This is a genomic window from Sunxiuqinia sp. sy24, from assembly GCF_052677165.1.
Map to the genome: position 1 here is coordinate 323,707 of NZ_JBQYLH010000002.1, position 20,610 is coordinate 344,316.

Annotated in this window: 16 protein-coding genes; 11 read left to right on the forward strand and 5 right to left on the reverse strand. The window is 43.5% G+C overall.

The window, feature by feature from the left end; genetic code table 11:
• Nucleotides 1-36: 36 nt before the first annotated feature.
• From ACUNWA_RS03565 to ACUNWA_RS03580, 4 genes are all read right to left on the reverse strand, one after another.
• On the reverse strand, nucleotides 37-2,373 hold the full coding sequence (locus ACUNWA_RS03565; RefSeq protein ID WP_445590507.1) for a PAS domain S-box protein: 2,337 nt from the start codon (nucleotides 2,371-2,373) through the stop codon (nucleotides 37-39).
• A 396-nt stretch (nucleotides 2,374-2,769) separates the two neighbouring features.
• The gene (locus tag ACUNWA_RS03570) at nucleotides 2,770-5,145 is read right to left on the reverse strand and encodes a TonB-dependent receptor domain-containing protein (protein WP_445590508.1); all 2,376 of its coding nucleotides are present in this window, start codon (nucleotides 5,143-5,145) and stop codon (nucleotides 2,770-2,772) included.
• A gap of 175 nt (nucleotides 5,146-5,320) precedes the next feature.
• Entirely contained in the window at nucleotides 5,321-6,217 is an 897-nt protein-coding gene (locus ACUNWA_RS03575; protein WP_445590509.1) for a LytTR family transcriptional regulator DNA-binding domain-containing protein, read from the reverse strand.
• Between the two features lie 206 nt (nucleotides 6,218-6,423).
• The gene (locus tag ACUNWA_RS03580; RefSeq protein ID WP_445590510.1) at nucleotides 6,424-6,624 is read right to left on the reverse strand and encodes a hypothetical protein; all 201 of its coding nucleotides are present in this window, start codon (nucleotides 6,622-6,624) and stop codon (nucleotides 6,424-6,426) included.
• 193 nt (nucleotides 6,625-6,817) lie between these two features.
• Between ACUNWA_RS03580 and ACUNWA_RS03585 the strand changes: the two genes are divergently transcribed.
• Nucleotides 6,818-7,528 carry a tRNA1(Val) (adenine(37)-N6)-methyltransferase gene (locus ACUNWA_RS03585; RefSeq protein WP_445590511.1) on the forward strand — a complete coding sequence of 237 codons (711 nt, stop codon included), beginning with the start codon at nucleotides 6,818-6,820 and terminating at the stop codon, nucleotides 7,526-7,528.
• A 5-nt stretch (nucleotides 7,529-7,533) separates the two neighbouring features.
• On the opposite strand, the gene ACUNWA_RS03590 is transcribed toward ACUNWA_RS03585, so the two are convergent.
• Nucleotides 7,534-8,037: a flavodoxin domain-containing protein gene (locus tag ACUNWA_RS03590; RefSeq protein WP_445590512.1), complete on the reverse strand. Its 504-nt coding sequence runs from the start codon at nucleotides 8,035-8,037 to the stop codon at nucleotides 7,534-7,536.
• A gap of 157 nt (nucleotides 8,038-8,194) precedes the next feature.
• On the opposite strand from ACUNWA_RS03590, the gene ACUNWA_RS03595 reads away from it, so the two are divergent.
• The 10 genes from ACUNWA_RS03595 (at nucleotide 8,195) to ACUNWA_RS03640 (ending at nucleotide 20,606) form a co-directional block, all read left to right on the forward strand.
• On the forward strand, nucleotides 8,195-8,875 hold the full coding sequence (locus tag ACUNWA_RS03595) for a ferredoxin--NADP reductase (protein ID WP_445590513.1): 681 nt from the start codon (nucleotides 8,195-8,197) through the stop codon (nucleotides 8,873-8,875).
• Nucleotides 8,876-8,954: 79 nt separating this feature from the next.
• Nucleotides 8,955-10,307 carry a tRNA (N6-isopentenyl adenosine(37)-C2)-methylthiotransferase MiaB gene (gene miaB / locus ACUNWA_RS03600; RefSeq protein ID WP_445590514.1) on the forward strand — a complete coding sequence of 451 codons (1,353 nt, stop codon included), beginning with the start codon at nucleotides 8,955-8,957 and terminating at the stop codon, nucleotides 10,305-10,307.
• Nucleotides 10,304-11,608 (forward strand): tRNA (N(6)-L-threonylcarbamoyladenosine(37)-C(2))-methylthiotransferase MtaB, encoded by a 1,305-nt coding sequence (gene mtaB / locus ACUNWA_RS03605; RefSeq protein ID WP_445590515.1) that lies wholly within the window; start codon nucleotides 10,304-10,306, stop codon nucleotides 11,606-11,608. The genes miaB and mtaB overlap by 4 nt, the downstream gene beginning before the upstream one ends.
• A 234-nt stretch (nucleotides 11,609-11,842) precedes the next feature.
• Nucleotides 11,843-13,408, forward strand: a complete 1,566-nt coding sequence (locus tag ACUNWA_RS03610; protein WP_445590516.1) for a carboxyl transferase domain-containing protein — start codon at nucleotides 11,843-11,845, stop codon at nucleotides 13,406-13,408.
• 12 nt (nucleotides 13,409-13,420) lie between these two features.
• Nucleotides 13,421-14,227 carry an enoyl-CoA hydratase/isomerase family protein gene (locus ACUNWA_RS03615; protein WP_445590517.1) on the forward strand — a complete coding sequence of 269 codons (807 nt, stop codon included), beginning with the start codon at nucleotides 13,421-13,423 and terminating at the stop codon, nucleotides 14,225-14,227.
• Nucleotides 14,227-16,200: an acetyl/propionyl/methylcrotonyl-CoA carboxylase subunit alpha gene (locus ACUNWA_RS03620; protein WP_445590518.1), complete on the forward strand. Its 1,974-nt coding sequence runs from the start codon at nucleotides 14,227-14,229 to the stop codon at nucleotides 16,198-16,200. The genes ACUNWA_RS03615 and ACUNWA_RS03620 overlap by 1 nt, the downstream gene beginning before the upstream one ends.
• Before the next feature lie 17 nt (nucleotides 16,201-16,217).
• Nucleotides 16,218-17,375, forward strand: a complete 1,158-nt coding sequence (locus tag ACUNWA_RS03625; protein ID WP_445590519.1) for an acyl-CoA dehydrogenase family protein — start codon at nucleotides 16,218-16,220, stop codon at nucleotides 17,373-17,375.
• Nucleotide 17,376: 1 nt separating this feature from the next.
• Entirely contained in the window at nucleotides 17,377-18,390 is a 1,014-nt protein-coding gene (locus ACUNWA_RS03630) for an isopentenyl-diphosphate delta-isomerase (protein WP_445590520.1), read from the forward strand.
• Nucleotides 18,377-19,693, forward strand: coding sequence for a hydroxymethylglutaryl-CoA reductase (locus tag ACUNWA_RS03635; RefSeq protein ID WP_445590521.1), 1,317 nt, complete (start codon nucleotides 18,377-18,379; stop codon nucleotides 19,691-19,693). The genes ACUNWA_RS03630 and ACUNWA_RS03635 overlap by 14 nt, the downstream gene beginning before the upstream one ends.
• Entirely contained in the window at nucleotides 19,683-20,606 is a 924-nt protein-coding gene (locus tag ACUNWA_RS03640; protein ID WP_445590522.1) for a GYDIA family GHMP kinase, read from the forward strand. The genes ACUNWA_RS03635 and ACUNWA_RS03640 overlap by 11 nt, the downstream gene beginning before the upstream one ends.
• Nucleotides 20,607-20,610 lie beyond the last annotated feature (4 nt).

The following is a 20,610-nucleotide window of genomic DNA, read 5'->3' on the forward strand; positions in this document are numbered from 1 at the left end:
ATAAGAGCAAATCAAATCCCACAAAAAGCCTTGGTTTTATTTCAAGTAAGTACCCAGCGTATCCAGAAATTCTTTCATTTTTATCGGTTTACTCAACACCTCATTGCAGCCAGCATCCAAACATTTTTGGTGTTCATCGCTCATGGTGTAGGCTGTTTGTGCAATGATTGGAATTTCGGTGTTGCTCTTACGAATCGTTCGGGTCGCTTCGTAGCCATCAATCTCAGGCATTTGAATATCCATCAGGATGAGGTCAACTTTATTTTTCGAAAATAGGTTTAACGCGTCAATGCCGTCTTTGGCCCAAAGCACGTTAGCTTTCGTTTCTTTTAATATTTCGGATAAGTACTCGTAGTTGTAATCAACATCTTCGGCAATTAGAATGGTGTAGTTTTCAAAGTTGTAACTGTTGGTTGTTTTTTTTGCTTTTGTTTTTGTTGGAGCGCTGATTTTATCATACGGAATAGTAAAGTAAAATATAGATCCTTTGTTGGGAGTCGATTTAACATTCATATTTCCGCCGAGTAAGTTTACTAAGCCGTTTGAGATGGCTAATCCCAGACCGGCTCCGCCATCGCGGTCTTTTAGGCTGTGGGCATGCTGAAGTGTTCGGTTGAATATTGTTTTTAACTGGTCTTTGGGAATGCCTTGGCCGGTGTCCTCGACATAAAACTGTAGTTTATTTTTTGTCAGGAGTTGGTAGCCAATTTCGATGTGCCCACTATCGGTGAATTTTAGTGCGTTATCGAACAGGTTGAACAAGATTTGCTTTAAACGCCGCGTGTCGGTAAAAATGAAATCGTGATGTTTGAGCTTAGGTTTGCGAAAATGAATCTCAATTTGATCCTTTTGCTTCCTGCTTTTCATTTGTTGAAACTGATCAGAAAGCTCCTGGAACGTGTTCTTTAGCGAGCACGCATCTTTTTTGACCTTCAGTTCGTTGGCTTCAATTTTCGAAATATCAATGATATCCTCAATGAGCAATAACAAGTAGCGACTACTTTCTTCGATAATATCAGCGTAGCGTATTTGTTGATCGGGTGTCAAATCGCCGGTTTTTAGCAGTTCCGAGAATCCAATAATCCCGTTGATTGGGGTCCGGATTTCATGACTCATGTTGGCCATGAAATTGGTACGCGATTGATTTTCTATTCTGGTTCGTTTTTGTGAGCGTTTTAAATCTTCTTCCAGTCGCTTGAATGAGGTGATTTCTTCTGATATTTTTAGGTAGTTGGTGATGATCTCGGACTCGTCTTTCAGGCTCGAGATGGAAGCGAGCTCCCAGTATGTTTTACCACTTTTCTTTCTGTTCTTGAATTCTCCAACCCATTCATTGCCACTGGTTATTGTGTTCCATAGTTCTTGGTAAAAGGCTGTTGGGTGGTAGCCTGATTTTTGGATGTTTGTTTTTTTACCCTCCAGTTCTTCTTTGCGATAACCTGTTATTTTGCAGTAGGCCGGGTTAAAAAATTCAATGTATCCTTCAAGGTCTGTAATTACAATAGGAACCGGGCTTTGCATGATTGCCTGATGCAACATTCGCAATTCTTCCTGGTGTTTCTTTTCGGTAGTGATGTCGCGATTGGTTCCTAACACACGCAAGGCATTTCCCTCGGCGTCACGCAATGATGCGGCACGGGTTCTAATCCATCGGAAGAGTCCATCTTTGTGTTTTAGGCGGTATTCTGCTTCGAAGATTAATGCAGTGCTTTTTAGGAAATTTTCAAAAGTGCGTTTTACCCGATTATAGTCGTCCGGGTGTATGAGGTCGGTCCAGGTCGAAAATTTGTCGTCCAGTTCATCTGGGTAATAGCCGAGCAAGGATTTCCATTTGCGCGACAAGTGCATGGCTTCATCAGCAACAGTCCAATCCCACACCCCGTAGTCCGACGCATCTGCGGTTAAGTTGTCTCGTTGTTTTCTGTATTTATGTTTTTGTTCGATTGTCTTTTGCTTGTTGATGTCGCGAATTACACCGATGAGCCCAGTCGCTTCGTTGTCCTCGTCTTTTTCGATGGTTAAGCCGATACTAATCCAAAATGGCTTGTTGTCAAGCGCGAAGGAAAATTCTTTGTAAAATGGTTTGGTGCTCCTCAATACAAGTTTAGCCATATAGTCTATTTCGGCTGAAAGTTCCCTTAAGTAATTGGCTTCTTCGATCGTTTTTCCAATGATTTCTGTTGGATTAGCCTGAAGTAGCGGAAGTAAATTGTCGGAGTAAAAGCGGTGCTTCCGATCTATGTCCAGACGGATAAAAGCTTCCGGATTGTTCTTCAGTTCGAAGCCTGCAGGAAGATCATTGGCTTGTGATGCTTTTTTGGGGGGCTGCTCTATTGGGTCGGATGGTGCTTGTTTTTTGTCCGTATATTTCATGGGGTTGATTTTAAGCTGTTAAAAATTAGCGAATTAATATCAAAGTTTTTGAGTCCAGGATGTGTTCTAGTGATGCTCGAAATAGTCCCTGACGAGCGCGATAAACTTAATTATTGTTTTTAGTACATCGTTTTCAACCTGTTAACGGAGCGAATTGTTCACCTCTTTTTAACGAAAGTGCGACAAGACAGTTTACCTATGAGGGGAAATAATTTATAGCAAGAGCTCCCCGAATTCTTATTGCCCTCTGAAATCAGGTCGCAGGAGAGCTATTAGGCTGATTTACAAATGTGCCAAAATAATTATTCGTTTGCTTGGAGATCAATGGAATTCAGCTTGAATGAATTCGTGTATTTGCAAATTAGTTAGCTCTATGCTCGATATGTTTCGTTTGTTTTAAAATCCTTTTTTAGGTAGTGCTTGAATGGTTTCTTGCGAGCGGTTAATTGTTTTTCCTTTTCTACCTGAATTGAACTGATATTTCAGTTTGAGGATAACCGGAGTTCTTTTCATTTGGATAATTCCTTCATAATGGCTTTTAAAATTTTCTGTTTCAATTTTATTCCCATCATAGGTGAATGATTTGGAGAAGGGGACGGCGCAGGTAATTCCTAACTTGAAACGCTGGTTAAATGTTTTGTCAAGTGATAGAAAGTACAGCGCATCACTAAACGAAACGGTTTGAATATTGGTTTTGGGGCTGTTGTATTGAAAAAGCAGTGATGCCGAGAGGTTATTTTTGAACGACACAATGGCTGATAATCCTGACTCAAATGCGAGTTTCTTTTGATTGACCATGTGATAGCTTTCTGCAAGCCGCTTCTTTTTTGGACGAATGTTGAGTAGTTTCAGATAGGGATTGAAGGAAATAGCTTCGTGTAGCTTTAAAGCTCCCGAAAACTGAATCCCAAACTGACGGATATGACCTAAATTATAAATACGCGTTTCAAAAAAGTTCGAATCGTTGATGTAAGTCAGCTTGTTTATGGCATCCGAAATGGAATGATAAAACAGGCGGAAGGCCATGTAATTATTCGCCTTACTTATGGAATATTCCAACTCAATATTGTGGTTTAGACTGGGTTTTAGTTCGGGGTTTCCAAAGCTTATCGTAAATGGGTCTTCAACCGTTTTATAAGGATTTAGTTGGTAGATGTTTGGTCTGGTTATTGAATTTCGGTACGAAAGTTTCAAGTTGTGCTTTTTCCCTGTTGGGAAGTTGACGACAACACTTGGAAGCCAGAACAAATCATGTTTTTTGAGATTGTCTGCCTGACCGTATTTCAGATACTCACCACGAATACCGGCGCTGACATCGAGCTTATTAAAACTGCCCGAAATATTTCCGTGTGCTGCAAAACTGTTATTCGAGTAGTTTAAATTCGTCGACTGCCGGTCTTTCATTTCCTGCAATTTTGCTTTTAGTCCTGTATGAAGTTTCAGGCTGCCAGGGATTGCCGCTTTGAAATCGACCCTGAGAGTGGCTTCGTTTTGCAAAGGCTTTACTGTGTTGGTGTGCTGGTTTAGCCATTGCTCTTCATTTGCTCCCGAGTAAGCTGTGGTGTTCTTCGCTTTGAAGTTGAAATGGTTTAGATCGAAGGTGATTTCTTGCTTGGGCTTGTCGAAAATGTGTTTGTAGAAAAGAGAGTAAAACCTTCCCGAATTGTTGTCGGTATCTTCTTTATTAACAGCCCAGCCTTGGTTCATTTGCTTATTGGTTATCGCCTGAAGCTCAAAAAGGCCATCGTGCTCACGCGAATACGGGTTGTAGAATCCATAAAAATTAAACTGATTTTTAGGATTCATAAAATAGTCAATTCCCAACTGAACCCGGTGAGACCAATTTTTTTGACGAACATATTGATTGGAAGTAATCTCTGTTATCTCCTTGGTGTCCCAAAGCTTCCGGTGTCGGCTTTCATTGATATTGAAATAACTCATCTCGCCGTTGTAGGAGCTGTAGATTGTAAGTTTATTGAAATTGTAGGTTAAGCCGGCTGTGGGGAAAATAAATATTTCAGATGTGGAAGTTGGCACTTCGGTGTAGAGGTGTGCACTCACTCCTGTTTTGTGGTTTTTTTTCAGAATAACACGAATGACTCCTGTAATGTCAGCATTGTATCCGGCATCGGGGGTACTGATGATTTCTATTTTGTCAATCAGTTCGGCATCCAGCTGTTTTAAAAAGTCAGGATCGCGTTCTTTTCCATCTACTTCAAGGAGGATATTTGGGCTTCCTTCCATCGAAATATTTTGAAACAAGTCAACCTGAATGCCGGGGATGTGCTTTAACATGTCGGTTCCCGAATTGGAGACATCGAGCATCTTTTTATTCATGTAGTAAATGGTTTTTCCATCTTCGGTTTTGGCTTTTATGCGCTCACCAATCACCTTGACTTCCTCCAGATCTGTTCGCTTTTCCACTAGCGACACGGTACCAATGTTCAGTTGTTCCTTATTTTCTAGGTTGATGGTCTGTGCTACAGGCTGGTAGCCTATCATGCTGATTTGTAGATTGTAACTTCCTGCATTCGACAAGGCTATCTGGAATTCTCCGTTCAGGTTGCTAATGCCTCCTGAAATAAGCGTTGAGTCTGTTGTATGATAGAGTGAGACTGTGGCAAATGGAAGCGGTTGGTTGTTTTGGTTGTCGGTTATCATTCCGTGAATAGCAGCTTGGTCTTGAGCAGATGTTCTGAGACATCCGCTTGCAATTAGAGCAATTACGAATGCGCATTTCAATGCGATTTTTGCACAATAAACTAATTTCATAATATCCAATTTTTAATGTTTGCCGATTGTTTTTCAGCAAATTGATGGATTATGAAATTGGTGTGCAATTTTTAGGGATACACAGCAAGGAATTGTTTTAGGCTGCAAGTTGTCGGCGCTTTTAGGCCCGTAAATTGGGATGAATGGCTTCTTTCTGTGACAGATGACAAGACGCTTATTGCTGAAGGAGCTTCAGTTTTTGATCGATAATTTGGGTGTTTTGACGTGAGACTGGAATCTCCGTATCTGTACCTTCTAGTTTTAGGCGATAGCCCAGAGCGTTCCCTTGTTTCTTTTGAATCTTTTGCAAATTGACGATAAAGGCCCGATGTGTTTTCACTAGGTGGGGAATTTCCGAAAGTTGTTTCTCAATCGTGCTAATCGAATTGCGAATGGTTGCCTTTATCACCTCATTGTCTTTTTTGAGGTAAAAATCAACATAGTTGCCATCCGAAACAGCATAGATAAACTGAGTCGGATAGAAGCTTAAAGATTCTTTTTTTAGTTTCGAGCTGATGTTGATTAACGCTTCAATCGAATTTGATTGCGATTCTGATAGGGTCATTTCTTCATTAACCCAGTTGCCCTGAAATGTCAAGTAGCGGTAATTAGTGATTGTGAAAATGGAGAAAGGAAGGATGCCTATTAAAAAGACACTTTGAAAGGAGTCGAGCACTGTCTCCCAGTTCCACCGATCTGCCGGTTTTTCAATGGCAAAACCCAAAAAATAGATGGTTATTGCCATCCCCAGGAGGATTAAGGTGATGGAGATAAGTTCTTTAAAGAATGTCCAGTCTTCAGCTTCTGAAAAAAAGGCAATAGATTTTAGGATTTTAACAATGAAAAGGAAGGAAAGCGCAGCCAGGATACTATAGACAGCCATGGTTGTGGGGTAATTTAAAACGCCCGACTCGTGAGCATTGAGCGGCCGGTACAAAACCATAAAGGCAAAAATGAATAGTGCCAGAAAAAGCATTCCAACCCAGGGGTGCTTAATGAGATAATTTTGAGGGTATCTCCGATTCAAAGGTTTGTAAATCTGCTTAATTGCGCTTAAAATCAATGTTCTCATTCCGACGCGTTGCTTATTGTTTCTTTCAGAAATAACCTGTTGAAGTCCTTTAGTAAATATAAGAAGTTTTAATAAACGAACCTTATTTACTTTAAGCCAGAGTTTTATATCTTTAACTATCAATCTTAAATTGACTTCTTGTAAAGAATTACGTGTGTGGCTGATTAACTTGTTCTGTGATTGTTTGCAGGAAACGAAGTGTTGGTTTACACTTCAGCTTCAATAATTTGATTTGTTGTGTGGTGCGCAGAGTCTCGTTGCATGGGGTGAATCAGCATTTCGTCATGAGGTTCCTGTATTCCTATCGAATTAATTTCGCTGTCGCTGAGCACTGTTTTTCGGTTTAAAGCCGAGTAAATAACCATGCAGGTCAATAATCCTAAAATGTAGTAATCTCTCTTCTTCATGCCTATTTGCTTGTGTTTTACGCAATCTCGTTTTGTTTAAGCGCGTGCAAAAGTAGAAAATACCTTGACCGGGGATGTCGAAAAAAATTAAATCGGATGGAAAGCAAGATTTATTAACACTAGGGTAATATATGCAATGGACTATTTTATACTTTTATTTTTGTTTTATTGACGATTGAAAACGGACTTATTGATGGGGCGGAATAATTATTTTCAGTTTAAAGAGTTTCGGGTTGAGCAACAGCTTGCTGCCATGAAAGTTGGCATCGATGGGGTATTGCTTGGAGCTTGGGCCGATCTCTCCGGGGCAGGTCGTGTTCTGGATGTTGGAACCGGAACCGGTTTGTTGGCGCTGATGGTTGCTCAGCGTTCAGATGCTTTGGTAGATGCTGTTGAGCTGGATACAGAGGCAGCGCAGGAGGCTTGTGGCAATTTTAAAAATTCCCGTTGGCCCTCACGACTACAGCTTACGGTTGGCGCCTTTCAGGATTTTCAATCGGACAAAACTTACGATCACATTATTTCAAACCCCCCATTTTTTGTGAATGGGGTGCAGTCACCGAATCAGAAAAGGTCACAGGCACGCCATTCAGCCCGTTTGAGTTTAAAGGAACTTTTGAAAAAGGCCTCAGGACTATTGACCGACAGCGGAAAAATAAGCCTGATTGTTCCGGCCGAGCAGGAAACTCGCATACTCGAATTGGCCAATCGGCTGAATTTGTACGTCAACCGATTGGTCCGCGTGGCACCAGATGAGAGCAAAAAAGCACATCGTTTATTGCTCGAGCTGTCAACAAAGCCCAAGTCCTTGAACGAATCCTGTCTTTTTATTCGGGATAAGGAAATGGGGGATTATTCTACAGCTTATCGGGAATTGACCCGCGATTTTTACCTGGCTCTTTAAGTGTTTTAAACCAGCATTAGGAATGGCGAAAAGGTTTTGTCCATCTTTTTGGTAAAATGCTGAATGGCTTCATGATCAATTCTTCGGGTCGTTTTATCTACTTTGGCAATTTTACGAACCATGAATTTCTCAAGAAAATGCATTTTCTCAAAATTGAATTCGCCTCCTAAAATAGCTTCCGCTTTAGCATATTGGTGTAGCTTCTCCGGGAAGGCATTTTCGAGTTGATGAAAAGCCTGCTCGCCTTCGTACATACAGCAAATAAATAAACCTAGCTGTTTGTTCTCCAATTGCTCCAGCTTATTTGTGCAAAACTCGCGAACTTTGCGTTGAATTTGCCCGGCATGGATTGAGCCGCCAATAATAATGCGCTCATAGGCCTTAATGTCGGGTTCGTTTTTTGCTTTCAGATTATGGGTGGTAACATCGCCATGGAGCGCTGTTGCTAATTCATTTACAACTTGTTCGGTGCATCCGTGGGTCGACATGTAAATAATCAATGTTTTCATGGTAGGACGATTTTCTTTCTAAAAATAAGATAAATGCTAAAAACAAACTATGATTTTATCGGTTAAGTTAAGATTATAATCGGCCGGCAAAGATAATTTCGGATTCGGAAGTCTTTTTATATAAAATAATTATCTTTGCAGCCCAAAATAAGATGCTATGTCGATAGAAGTTATGCAAGCAATTAAAGTAGATGAAAGTTTTTACAAAGTGAAAGAAGTCAGAAGACTAACTGACGAAACTTTCTCCCTGCGCCTGCCCAAAAGCCGTTTCCGGTTTACTGCAGGCCAGCATATTTCGCTCGGGATTCAAGGGGATTACCAAAGTCGCGAGTACTCCATTTACAGTGGAGAAAATGATGAACATTTGGAGGTTTTGGTGAAGGAAGTGAAAGAAGGTTATTTTTCACCAAAGCTGAGTCACCTCAAACCTGGTGATTGGGTTGAAGTAAACGGACCTTTCGGGAAATTCCGGATTGATGAGAAAAAGGTTAAAGACCACAAATTTGTATTTATCGCCAGCGGAACAGGTATTGCTCCTTTTCGCAGCATGGTGCGCACCCATCCCGAGCTGGACTACCAAATGGTTCATGGGGTACGGTACGGACATGAAGCTTACGATAAAGAGGAATATGCCCCTGAAAGGCATATTTTATGCACCACCGGCGATAAAACCGGACAGGTTCATGGACGATTAACAAAGTATCTGAGAAAGACCACCTTTGATAAGGATACTCAGTTCTATTTGTGCGGAAACAGTAACATGATTTTTGACGCTCTGGAGTTATTGAAGAACAAAGGATTTGATCGCGATCAGATTCACTGCGAGGTTTATTTTTAATCAGAAAAACCGAAATGGAAAAGCAAGTGCCAGCATGCTGCGCATGGCTTTATCGGGTTTGGAACTTGGAACTTAATTGATGAAATACCACTTAATTACATTGGGTTGTCAAATGAATCTGTCGGACAGTGAGCGCGTAAGTGCCGTGTTGGAACAGATGGGCTACGAGCGGACGGAGAATGAGGAGGAGGCAACACTGCTGGGGATGCTGGCTTGCTCGGTACGGCAAAAGCCAATTGATAAGGTGTACAATAAAATCGCCCAGTGGAACCGGGCAAAGAACAAACGCAACTTGATTACGTTTATTTCGGGCTGTATTTTGCCGGCTGATAAAGACAAGTTTCTGAAGCTTTTTGACCTCATCTTTCCGATGAGTGAGTTAAGCCAGTTGCCGGATATGATTCGAAATTATGGGGTGGTGAATGCCGCGTCGCTACAGGTGTCCAAGCCGGTGATGCCTAAGAATGAGCACATCGTGGATCTGTGGCACATCAAGCCCAAGTACGAATCGACTTACGAAGCTTTTGTGCCAATCCAGAATGGCTGCGATAAATTTTGCACCTTCTGTGCTGTGCCTTACACACGTGGGCGCGAAGTCTCCCGTCCTTCAGAAGATATTTTGAACGAAGTACAACATTTGGTCAATCAAGGGTATAAATCTATCACTTTGCTGGGACAAAATGTTAATTCTTACGGTCTGGACAAAAACGGAGCAGAAATCAATTTTGCGGAATTGCTCAAGCAGATTGGCGAATATGGAAAAACTTCCGGTGAAGAGTTTTGGGTTTATTTTACTTCACCGCATCCGCAGGATATGGGGCGCGATGTGATTGAAGTGATAGCTGAATATCGGTGTTTGGCCAAGCAAATTCATTTGCCCATGCAAAGCGGCGACGAGAAAGTGTTGATTAAAATGAATCGACGTCATTCGATGGACAAATACCGCAAAATTGTAGAAGATATTCGTGAGCTTATTCCGCAGGCCACTCTGTTTACCGATATCATTGTTGGTTTTACAGGTGAAAACGAAGCCGAATTTCAGAATACGGTAGCGGCAATGAATGAATTTCAGTTCAACATGGCCTACATCGCCATGTATTCTCCACGTCCGGGGGCAGCCAGCTACCGCTGGGAGGATGAAGTTTCGCAGGAAGTGAAGAAAGATCGCTTTCATCGTTTGTCCGAAGTGATGAAAATTCATACCCGCCACTATAATGAGCTGTTGGTTGGAAAGACTGTCCGCTTGCTGGTGAATGGAACAGATCGGAAAACCGGTTTCAGCACTGGTCTGACCGAAGGGAAATTAAATGTGCGACTCGATCGGAAGGCGCCTGAACTGAAAGGGCAGATCGTGAATGTTAGGATTACCTCAGCGGCTGATTTTTCGCTGAGTGGTGAGTTGGTTTTACAGGAAGAAAAGCTGGAGTCATGAGTGCGATCAAGAAGAAAGTAGCCTTTAAAACATTGGGATGTCGCTTGAATCAATATGAAACCGATGCCTTGGTTTCTGATTTTGATCAGGCCGGATACGAAATAGTTGATTTTAAGGATTCAGCTGATGTGGTGGTGGTTAACACCTGCACGGTTACTAATCAAAGTGACCAGAAATCGCGAAATATCATAAGCCAGGCGGCCCGGAATAATCAGGGGTCGATGGTGGTGGTTACCGGCTGTATGGCCAATAATTACAAGGAGAAGCTGGAAGGGCAGGATAAAATTACTTATGTGGTCGACAATGAGCGTAAGGCTAGTATCAGGCAATTAGTGGATGCTCATTTTCAAGGCGAAATTTTGCACCCCTCAAATCTGGAAGGCGATGTTTTTCAATTTAGCACGGTCGATAAGAGTTTGCACACCCGTAGTTCCATCAAAATTCAGGATGGATGCGATAATTTTTGTACTTTCTGTATCATTCCCAAAGTGCGGGGACGAGCTGTCAGTCGCCCTTTGCCACAAATTATTGAGAATGTTAGAAACACTCTGGCTAACGGTTTCAAAGAGTTGGTAATTACCGGCGTTAATATTGGGCGTTACGAGTGGGAAGACAAACGCTTCGAAGATGTGTTGGAGGCGATTTTGGATGTGCCCGGCGACTTTCGGGTTCGGATTTCTTCGCTCGAACCGGATGGTTTTGGCGACCGCTTTTACGACTTGTTTAAGCATCCCAAGTTGGCTCCACACCTGCATTTGTGCTTGCAAAGTGGCTCCGATAAAGTGTTGCTTCGGATGCGCCGGATGTACGCCTACAGCCGCTTTGCCGAAATTGTGGATCGTTTCCGAAGTCAGTGGCCCGACTTTAATTTTACTTCCGACTTGATTGTTGGTTTCCCCGGCGAAACCGAGGAGGACTTCCAGGAAAGTGTAGATTCCATTCAGCGTTTTCAGTTTAGCCATGTGCATACCTTTAAGTATTCGGTTCGAAAAGGGACTCGGGCCGAGCGGATGGATGATCAGGTTTCGGAATCGGTAAAAACGGCCCGTTCAGCCGAGCTTCGTGAAGCATCGGAGCAGATGCGGGCGGATTATTTAAAGCGGTTCATCGGTGGTGAACAGATCGTTTTGGTTGAGAAAATTGATTCGAAAGGCTTTGCCTCGGGCTATGGCAAACACTACGTGCCCGTTCGGTTTAAAGCGAAAAACATTCAGAAAAATACGTTTCAGAAGGTACGGATAGAAAGCGTGGAGGGCGAAGGCGAAAACCTTGGGCTACTTGGTCAACTGGATGAAAACTAACTTGTCCGATGCTTTCTTGAGTCTGTTTCAATTGGTCGGTCTCATTTCCCATGTTTTTGTGTTAGCTTTCTTGGTTTTTTATGTCTGAGATAGTTCAATTCCTGTTGGCTATTTATTTCTTAATGGTCATAAATTATGAAGTGATGTGAAAAAATTAGACCTGTTGAGTGAACTTATAGCCGCGTATTTTGTCATAGTAAGAGATTTTCCATTTGTAATTTGTTTAACGGATATATGGATAAAGCTCAACAAAATAGAAATCAAAATAGCTCCACTTTGGAGGAGGTTAAGGGGGTTGGATATCAGGGTGTAGTGTCTTATTTTCGAAAGCTTTTGAAGCTTGTTTCTTCTCATGGGCCCAAAAAATCCGTCGAAAAACATCGCGGACGTGGAAAATTACTGGCCCGCGAACGAATTGATCTTTTGATCGATCCCCGGACTCCATTTCTGGAACTTTCAAGTTTTGCGGCTTATGGTCAGTATGATAATGCTTTCCCCTCGGCTGGAATTATAACTGGCATTGGTTTGGTGCAAGGGCGTGAATGCCTCGTGGTTGCCAACGACGCTACGGTGAAAGGCGGAACTTACATTCGGGAAACTATCAAAAAACATGTTCGGGCTCAGGAGATAGCCTTGAAAAATCACTTGACTTGTATTTATTTGGTCGATTCGGGTGGAATTTATCTGCCGGAGCAAGCCCATGTATTTCCCGACCGCTTCGATTTTGGACGCGTCTTTTATAATCAGTCTAAATTATCAGCAGCCGGTATTCCTCAATTAGCAGTCGTGATGGGATCGTGTACCGCAGGTGGAGCATACGTTCCGGCTATGTGCGACGAAACCATTATTGTTAAAGGACAAGGGACTATTTTTATTGGCGGACCACCTTTGGTTAAAGCTGCCACGGGCGAGGAAGTTACTGCGGAAGAATTGGGGGGTGGCGATGTGCATACCTCTATATCCGGTGTTGCTGACCACTTGGCTAAAGATGATGTGGATGCCATTCGGATGTGTCGGAAAATTGTTAACACGTTGACGGTAATAAAAAAACGCGACGTTCCGCTTCGTTCGGTGGTTGCGCCAGAATATCCTGCTGAAGAACTTTATAATTACCTGTCAATTGACTTGAAAAAGCCCATTGATGTGCGGGCAATTATCGATCGTTTGGTGGATGGAAGCGAATTTCAGGAATTCAAACAAAATTATGGGAAGACTTTGGTGACCGGGTTTGCCTGGTTAAAGGGGATTCCGGTAGGCATTGTCGGGAATCAAAGTTTTTTGACGGCAGAAAGTGCCCGAAAAGGAGCTCATTTTATACAATTATGTAATCAGCGGCAGATTCCATTATTATTTTTACAAAATATTACCGGATTTGTAGTTGGTAAAAAATACGAACATGAAGGCATTGCGCGCGATGGGGCAAAGCTGATCCACGCAGTTGCTAATTCAGTTGTTCCGAAAATAACGCTGGTGATCGGCGGATCTTTTGGAGCAGGTAATTATGCGATGGCCGGACGTGCTTACGAGCCCGATTTTTTGTTTATGTGGCCTCATTCGCGTATTGGCGTGATGGGAGGTGAGCAGGCTTCGGGCGTTTTGCAAACCATTGGTCAAAATGGGAGTAGCGCCAGTTTGGTAGAGCAGTTTGAACAAGAAAGTACAGCTTACTATAGTTCTTCCCGCTTGTGGGATGACGGTATTATCGATCCTCTGGAAACCCGGGATATTTTGGCATTGGCTTTTACAGTCACCCTTAATCAACCGATTCTGAGCCCCAATTATGGTGTTTTCAGAATGTAAAGAGACAACAATATGAAAAACTGGAAAAATATAAAAGTAAAAATAGCGGGTCATCGGGCAAATCTGGTGCTGAACAGACCGGAGGTGCACAATGCGTTGAATCCGGAAATGATTGAGGAAATGCATGAAGCCTTGGCTAAAGTGGCTGCCAATAATGAAGTGCATTTTTTGGTAATCTCCGGAGCCGGCAAGTCTTTCTGTGCGGGAGCCGATATTAACTGGTTTGCTGAAGCAATTAATAAAGCCAAGTCAGACAACTGGCAAGAGTATTTGCGGATGGCTGAACTGATGAAAGTGATTTACCATTTTCCTAAAATTACGGTTGCTGTTGTTCATCGCAATGTGCTGGGGGGGGGCAATGGCATCGTTGCAGCTTGCGATTTTGCCGTGGCTGAACATTCGGCTGCTTTTGCTTTTGGCGAGATTAAACTGGGTATAATTCCAGCCATTATTACTCCTTTTTTATCCAAGCGGGTATCTACGCAGAACCTGAAAAAGTTGATGTATTCCGGCGATCGTTTTGGGGCACCCCATGCACATTTGATCGGACTAATTGACTTTTTGGCTGATGATGGCAAGTTGGAGCAGGTCGTTAATGAGTTGATTGACGGATTAAAGACATCATCACCCAACGCTTTACGCGCATGCAAACAACTGTTGCTAAAAGCAGGATCAGAAGAATTGAAGATTGAAGATAGCGAATATACAGCGGCCGTGTTAGCCGAATTGATCCACTCAAATGAAGGGCAGGAAGGGCTTCGGGCTTTTCTTGATAAGCGAGAGCCAGACTGGCAGAAATTAAATGTAGTCGAAAATTGATGAGTCTCTTTCAAAAAATATTAATTGCTAATCGGGGCGAAATTGCAGTACGTATTATTAAAACAGCAAAGCGTTTGGGCATCGAAACAGTCGCTGTTTATGCAGCGGATGACATCGGTTCTTTGCACGTCAAATTGGCTGATAAAGCTGTTTTGCTCACAGGTGCGCAATTGCATGAAACCTATCTGAATCAGGACAAAATAATTAAAATAGCCTTGGATTATGGGGCTCAGGCCGTTCATCCGGGGTATGGTTTCTTTTCGGAGAAGGCGGAGTTTGCAGCCAAGGTAGAGCAGGCTGGTCTGGTGTTTATCGGTGCTACAGCAGCACAAATTAGTTTGATGGGCGAAAAGACCCAAGCCATTTCTTTTGTGACGAAACTGGGTATTCCGGTTATTCCGGGAATAGTTGGTGCTGTCAGCGATATTCTTAGTCGGGCTGAGGAGTTAGAATTTCCTCTACTGGTGAAAGCATCTGGTGGCGGCGGCGGAAAAGGTATGGAAGTGGTGCACAGCTTGGAACATTTGCCTATGGCCTTGAAGCAAGCTCAACGACAAGCGCAGCAATATTTTGGAAATGACGAATTGTTTGTCGAGAAATTTCTGCCCAAAGCACGGCATATCGAGGTGCAACTATTGGGAGATGGACGCGGGAATGCGGTACACCTTTTTGAGCGAGAATGCAGCATTCAGCGGCGTTATCAAAAACTGATTGAGGAAGCACCTGCACAGGTCCTTTCAACACCAACGAAAGAAAAACTTTATCGGGCTGCTCTTCAAATTGCGCGGGCTACAAAATACAGAGGTGCAGGGACCATCGAGTACTTAGTGGATGAACAGGAAAATTTCTATTTTTTGGAGATGAATACCCGCCTGCAGGTGGAACATCCGGTAACGGAGTTTATCACCGGAATTGACCTGGTGGAGTGGCAATTGAGAATTGCTGCCGGAGAAGAACTTGCTTTGCAGCAGCATGCCTTGACAGTTAAAGGGCATGCCATTGAATTGCGAATCTGTGCTGAAGATCCCGAGCAAGAATTTAGACCCACTTCAGGTATCGTTGGCGAAATTCATCTGCCGGACACTTGCCGTTGGGATAGTTTTTTACAGCCCGAAATGCTTTTGTCATCCAGCTACGACTCGCTCGTTGGTAAGTTAGTTGTGGAGGCCGAAACGCGAGAACTGGCCCTGTCGAAATTAAAAGAGGCGATGAAAGGTCTATTCCTCGCAGGTATAAAAACGAATCAGGAATTTTTGATTGAATTGTTGAGTCAGGATGATTTTAAGCAAAACAATATTCATACACGATGGGCTGAAGAACGCTTGTCCGAAAGTCTTCACACGATTGAATCATCGAAATTGGAGCAGCCTGCTATTGTTGTGTTAGCTGGTTATTTGCTTCATCATTTTTACCGGCCGTCCGGAAGTGATAATCCATGGATTCAGTTAGGATACTGGCGCATGCATTCTTCGTTCGATGTGAATCTGGAAGGTAATTGGCACGAAATAGCGGTTAGTCGAAAAGCAGATACGCTGAAGTTGAACTGGGCTGGAGAAATTTATGATCTGAAAAATTGTCAATTTTTTGGCTCAAAGCTTGATTTTCAGCTAAACAATAAGGATATTGCTATCTTTATTTCCGAAGAAAAGCAACTGACCAGCATCCAGTGGGAGGCCAAGCAGTTGGCGTTGTGGAGTAATCAGGTGTTGAATCAGGTTCGATTAAACAAGGATACGGAAAAGACAAAGGAAGTTAGGACAGATCAGGTTGTGGCTGATTTGTTTGGGACGGTGATTGATATTTTGGTGAAGCCGGGTGATGTGCTTCAGAAAGGACAGAATCTGTTGGTCATTGAGTCGATGAAGTCGGAATTTACAATACAAAGCCCGGCTGATGCCGTGGTAAAAAACATACATGTTACCAAAGGTCATTTGGTGCAAGACAAACAAATATTGGTGGATCTAGAATCGTAAGAATTTAAAAAAACGATATGAGCGCATTTTTAAACGAAACTCATCATGCTTTACGGACAAAAGTCAGAGACTTTGCAGAGAAATGCATTAAGCCCGTTATTGGCGAGTTTGAAGCTAATGAGGAGTTTCCCATGGACTTGATCCGATCTCTGAAAAGTTTAAACCTTTTTGGAATGCATGCGCCCAAAAAGTATGGGGGGCAAGACAGCGATTATTTGTCGTATATTATTGCTGTTGAGGAACTGGCCCGTGTGGATAGCTCGGTGGCGGCAACTTTGGCGGCACATAACTCACTTGGAGTAGGGCCAATTATGGCATTTGGAACGGAAGAACAAAAGGCTAAATATCTGCCACCCTTGTGTACTGCAGAAAGCCTGTGGGCTTTTGGCTTGACGGAAGAAAATGCCGGATCAGATGCCCAGGGAGTAGAAACAATTGCCGAAGAAAAAGACGGTGGCTGGCTGGTGAATGGGCATAAAAAGTACATTACCAATGGTGCGTCCGACATGTCGGCAGGCATTAGTTTTGTAGCCAAAACCGGCTTGCGTCCCGATGGACGTAAGGAATTTACTGCTTTTTTGGTTTCGAAAGGTACGCCGGGATACACCCGCGAGTTCATGAAAAACAAACTGTTGTGGCGTGCTGCCGATAATGGGATGGTTTACCTGAACGACTGCTATATTCCTGCTGAAGATCAGCTGGGTGAGCGAGGTGAGGGCATTAAGATTATGCTGAAAACCATTGATTCGGGGCGGCTATCCATTGCTGCCATGGGACTTGGATTGGCACAGGGTGCTTTTGAAATGGCCGTGAGCTTTGCAAAAAAACGGAAACAATTTGGGAATGCCTTGGCTAATTTCCAGGTAATTTCTTTTAAATTGGCCGACATGGCAATGAAAATTGAAAATGCCCGGAATACACTGTATAATGCCTGCTGGCTGAAAGACAACGGACAGCCTTTTGGCACACAGGCGGCCATGGCCAAATTGTATTGTTCGCAGGTGGCCAGTGATGTGGCCAGCGAAGCCTTACAGATTTTTGGCGGTGCCGGTTTATTCCGAAATGATGAATATCCAATTGAACGTTTTTTCCGTGATCAGCGCTTGCTCTCTATTGGTGAGGGCACTTCAGAAGTGTTGCGCATGGTCATTTCGCGTTCGGTTTTAAAGGAATAATATGACTAAAGATCGCAAACTAGACCACATTCAACTCGCTTTCGACTCGCAAACCGGTTTTGCAGAGCAGGATCAACGCTTTATTTACGAGCCCATGCTGGCCGCTCATCCTACCGATGAGGATGAGGCTTTCCTGTTTTTAGGGAAAATGGTTCGGGCACCGTTCTGGGTGTCCAGTATGACCGGAGGAACGGGCGTGGCGGAGAAAATCAACAAAAATATTGCACAGGCTTGCCGTGAGTTTGGATTTGGAATGGGCTTAGGGTCGTGTCGGAAAATATTGTTTGACAAAACCCACTGGGCCGATTTCGACATGCGCGAAACCATTGGCCCGGATCAGCCACTATGGGCAAACCTGGGAATTGCTCAAATTGAAAAATTGCTGAAAGAGAAGAACGAAAAAGCCATTGTGGATCTGGTTGGCGGACTTCGTGCTGACGGGTTGATTGTACATGTTAATCCCTTGCAGGAATGGTTTCAGCCGGAAGGCGATCAGATTGAGCGCCCACCACTGGAAACCATCGAGCGCCTGATGGAACGCATTCATATTCCATTGATTGTAAAAGAAGTGGGGCAGGGTATGGGTGAGGAAAGCTTGAAGCGCTTGTTGCAATTGCCCTTGGCTGCTATTGAGTTTGCGGCTTATGGTGGCACTAACTTTTCCAATCTGGAACTGATGCGGGAAGACCCGGCTACTCAGGAAATGTACCAGCCTTTTGCTTTTGTTGGGCAATCAGCCTACCAAATGGTAAAAACCGTTAATCGTTTGTTGCAGCAAATGGGCGAACCTCGTTGCCGGCAGTTGATTATATCGGGTGGACTGAAAAGTTATTTAGATGGTTATCATCTGACTTCCCTGAGCCAGTTGCCTGCGGTTTACGGAATGGCTTCGGCCGTGCTGAAACATGCTACCGGCGATTATCAGGAACTTCAGGCTTATCTCAAAAATCAGTTAAAGGCTTTTCGTCTCGCGCAGCAATATTTGAAGTTAAACCCGGAATATGACGGAGCATAAAATCATAAATGGATTCTCAAAACTCGATCGGTTACAGAAAATTGAATGGCTGGTAGAGCAACTGAATTTGGATGAGGTAACCGCTGATTTCCTGAATTCATTTCAACTTGCAGAGCAATCAGTGCAGAATATCATCGCCGATTTAAGTGAGAATCACCTGTCCAATTACCATTTGCCTTTTTCGGTGGCACCCAATTTTGTGGTTGATGATAAAGTGATCACTTTCCCCTTGGTTACAGAAGAAAGTTCGGTGGTCGCCGCCTTGGCCAAAGCTGCCGGATATTGGGCCAAACGAGGAGGTTTTCATTCTAAAATTATCGGTACGGAAAAAAAGGGACAGGTTCATTTTAGTTGGAGTGGAAAACCTGAAAAGATATTCCGATCCTTCCCTGAATTAAAAAAACAGCTTGAACAGGAAGCTGCGCCACTGACCCAAAATATGGAAAAACGAGGTGGTGGAATAACAGCCATTACCTTGAAGCATTTGCCTGAAATCATTCCAAATTATTACCAGTTGGATGTTTCGTTTGAAACCTGTGAGGCGATGGGAGCCAACTTTATCAATTCGTGCCTGGAGCAGTTTGGCAAAACGCTGAAAAGCTGGGTGCAGACAAATGATGAATTTCAAGCTGAAGAAAAGGAAACAGACGTGATCATGGCCATTTTATCCAACTATGTCCCCAACAGTCGGGTAAAGGTTTGGGTTGAATGTCCGGTTGAGGAGCTGGAAAGCGATGCAGAAAAGGCACACGCTTTTGCCCTGAAATTGGTGCAGGCAGTTCATATTTCCAGACACGATGTGTCGCGTGCGGTTACCCACAACAAAGGCATATTCAATGGAATTGATGCCTTGGCCATTGCTACCGGCAATGATTTTCGTGCCATTGAAGCTGGCGGACATGCCTATGCTGCCAGTTCCGGCCAGTATCGGGGGTTAAGTGATGCCGGAATAACCAACGGAAAGTTTTGGTTTAGCCTGGAATTGCCGCTTGCTGTAGGCGTGGTTGGCGGCGTAACCAGTTTGCACCCCTTAGCGAAACTGACGATGGCTATTTTAGGGCAGCCCACTGCCAGTCAATTGATGGGCTATCTGGCTGTTGCAGGGCTGGCATCCAACTGGTCGGCCGTGCGAGCACTGGTGACAAGTGGCATTCAACAGGGGCATATGAAAATGCACTTGAGTAATATTTTAAACAGTTTGCATGTTTCGGATGAACAAAAACGGGCTGCCAGGCTTTATTTTCAAGATCGGGGAGTATCATATTCCGAAGTGCAGAATTATTTAAATGAACATGCCAAATAGTCAAAAAATATATTACGCTCACGGAAAGCTGTTGCTGACGGCCGAATACTTTGTGTTGCAGGGAGCCAAAGCCATTGCCTTGCCTTTGCAATATGGGCAGTACATGGAGGTGACCGAGGGCAAGAAGCAAGGAGTGGTGAATTGGAAAGCCCTTATGCAGGAAGGTTTGTGGTTCTCCTGCGATTACGGCTTGCCCGATTTGAAAATTATTCATAGTTCGGATTTAGAAAAGGCTGTGATTTTGCAGGATGCGCTGAAAGCCATTTTGGAAATGAACCCCCGTTTTCATCTCAATGGTGGATTGGACATTCAGACTAAAATTGATTTTCATAACCAATGGGGGCTGGGTAGCAGCAGTACGCTGATTGCCAATCTGGCTTCCTGGGCCGGTGTTGATCCTTACCAGCTCAACGAAAAAATTTTTAACGGTTCTGGTTTTGATATTGCTTGTGCTTCGGCTGATGGGCCCATTTTCTATGTGAAAAATGAAAAGCCGGAGCCGGTTACTTTAAATTATCCGTTTTTAGACAACCTCTACTTCATTTACTCCGGATCGAAGAAAAGCACACGGAATGAGGTTCGGCGGTTCCTGAACGAAGGGAGTATTTCTCAAAAACAACTTGAAGAGGTTAACCTTCTTTCAGAACAAATTGCCGGCGTGCAAAGCCTGAAGGAGTTTCAGGAATTGATCAGGCGGCATGAGGATTTGGTTTCGGGATTGCTGAAGATTCCAACAGTTAAGGCAAGCTATTTCGGCGATTTTCAGGGTGAGATAAAATCGCTTGGAGCGTGGGGTGGCGATTTTTACCTGGTGGCTACCCCGATGGATGATCGTTGTGTGTTGCAGTATTTCAAAGAAAAAGGCTTAAGTGTGGTCTTTCCCTGGAAAGAGTTGGTCTTGAATAATCGTTGATTTA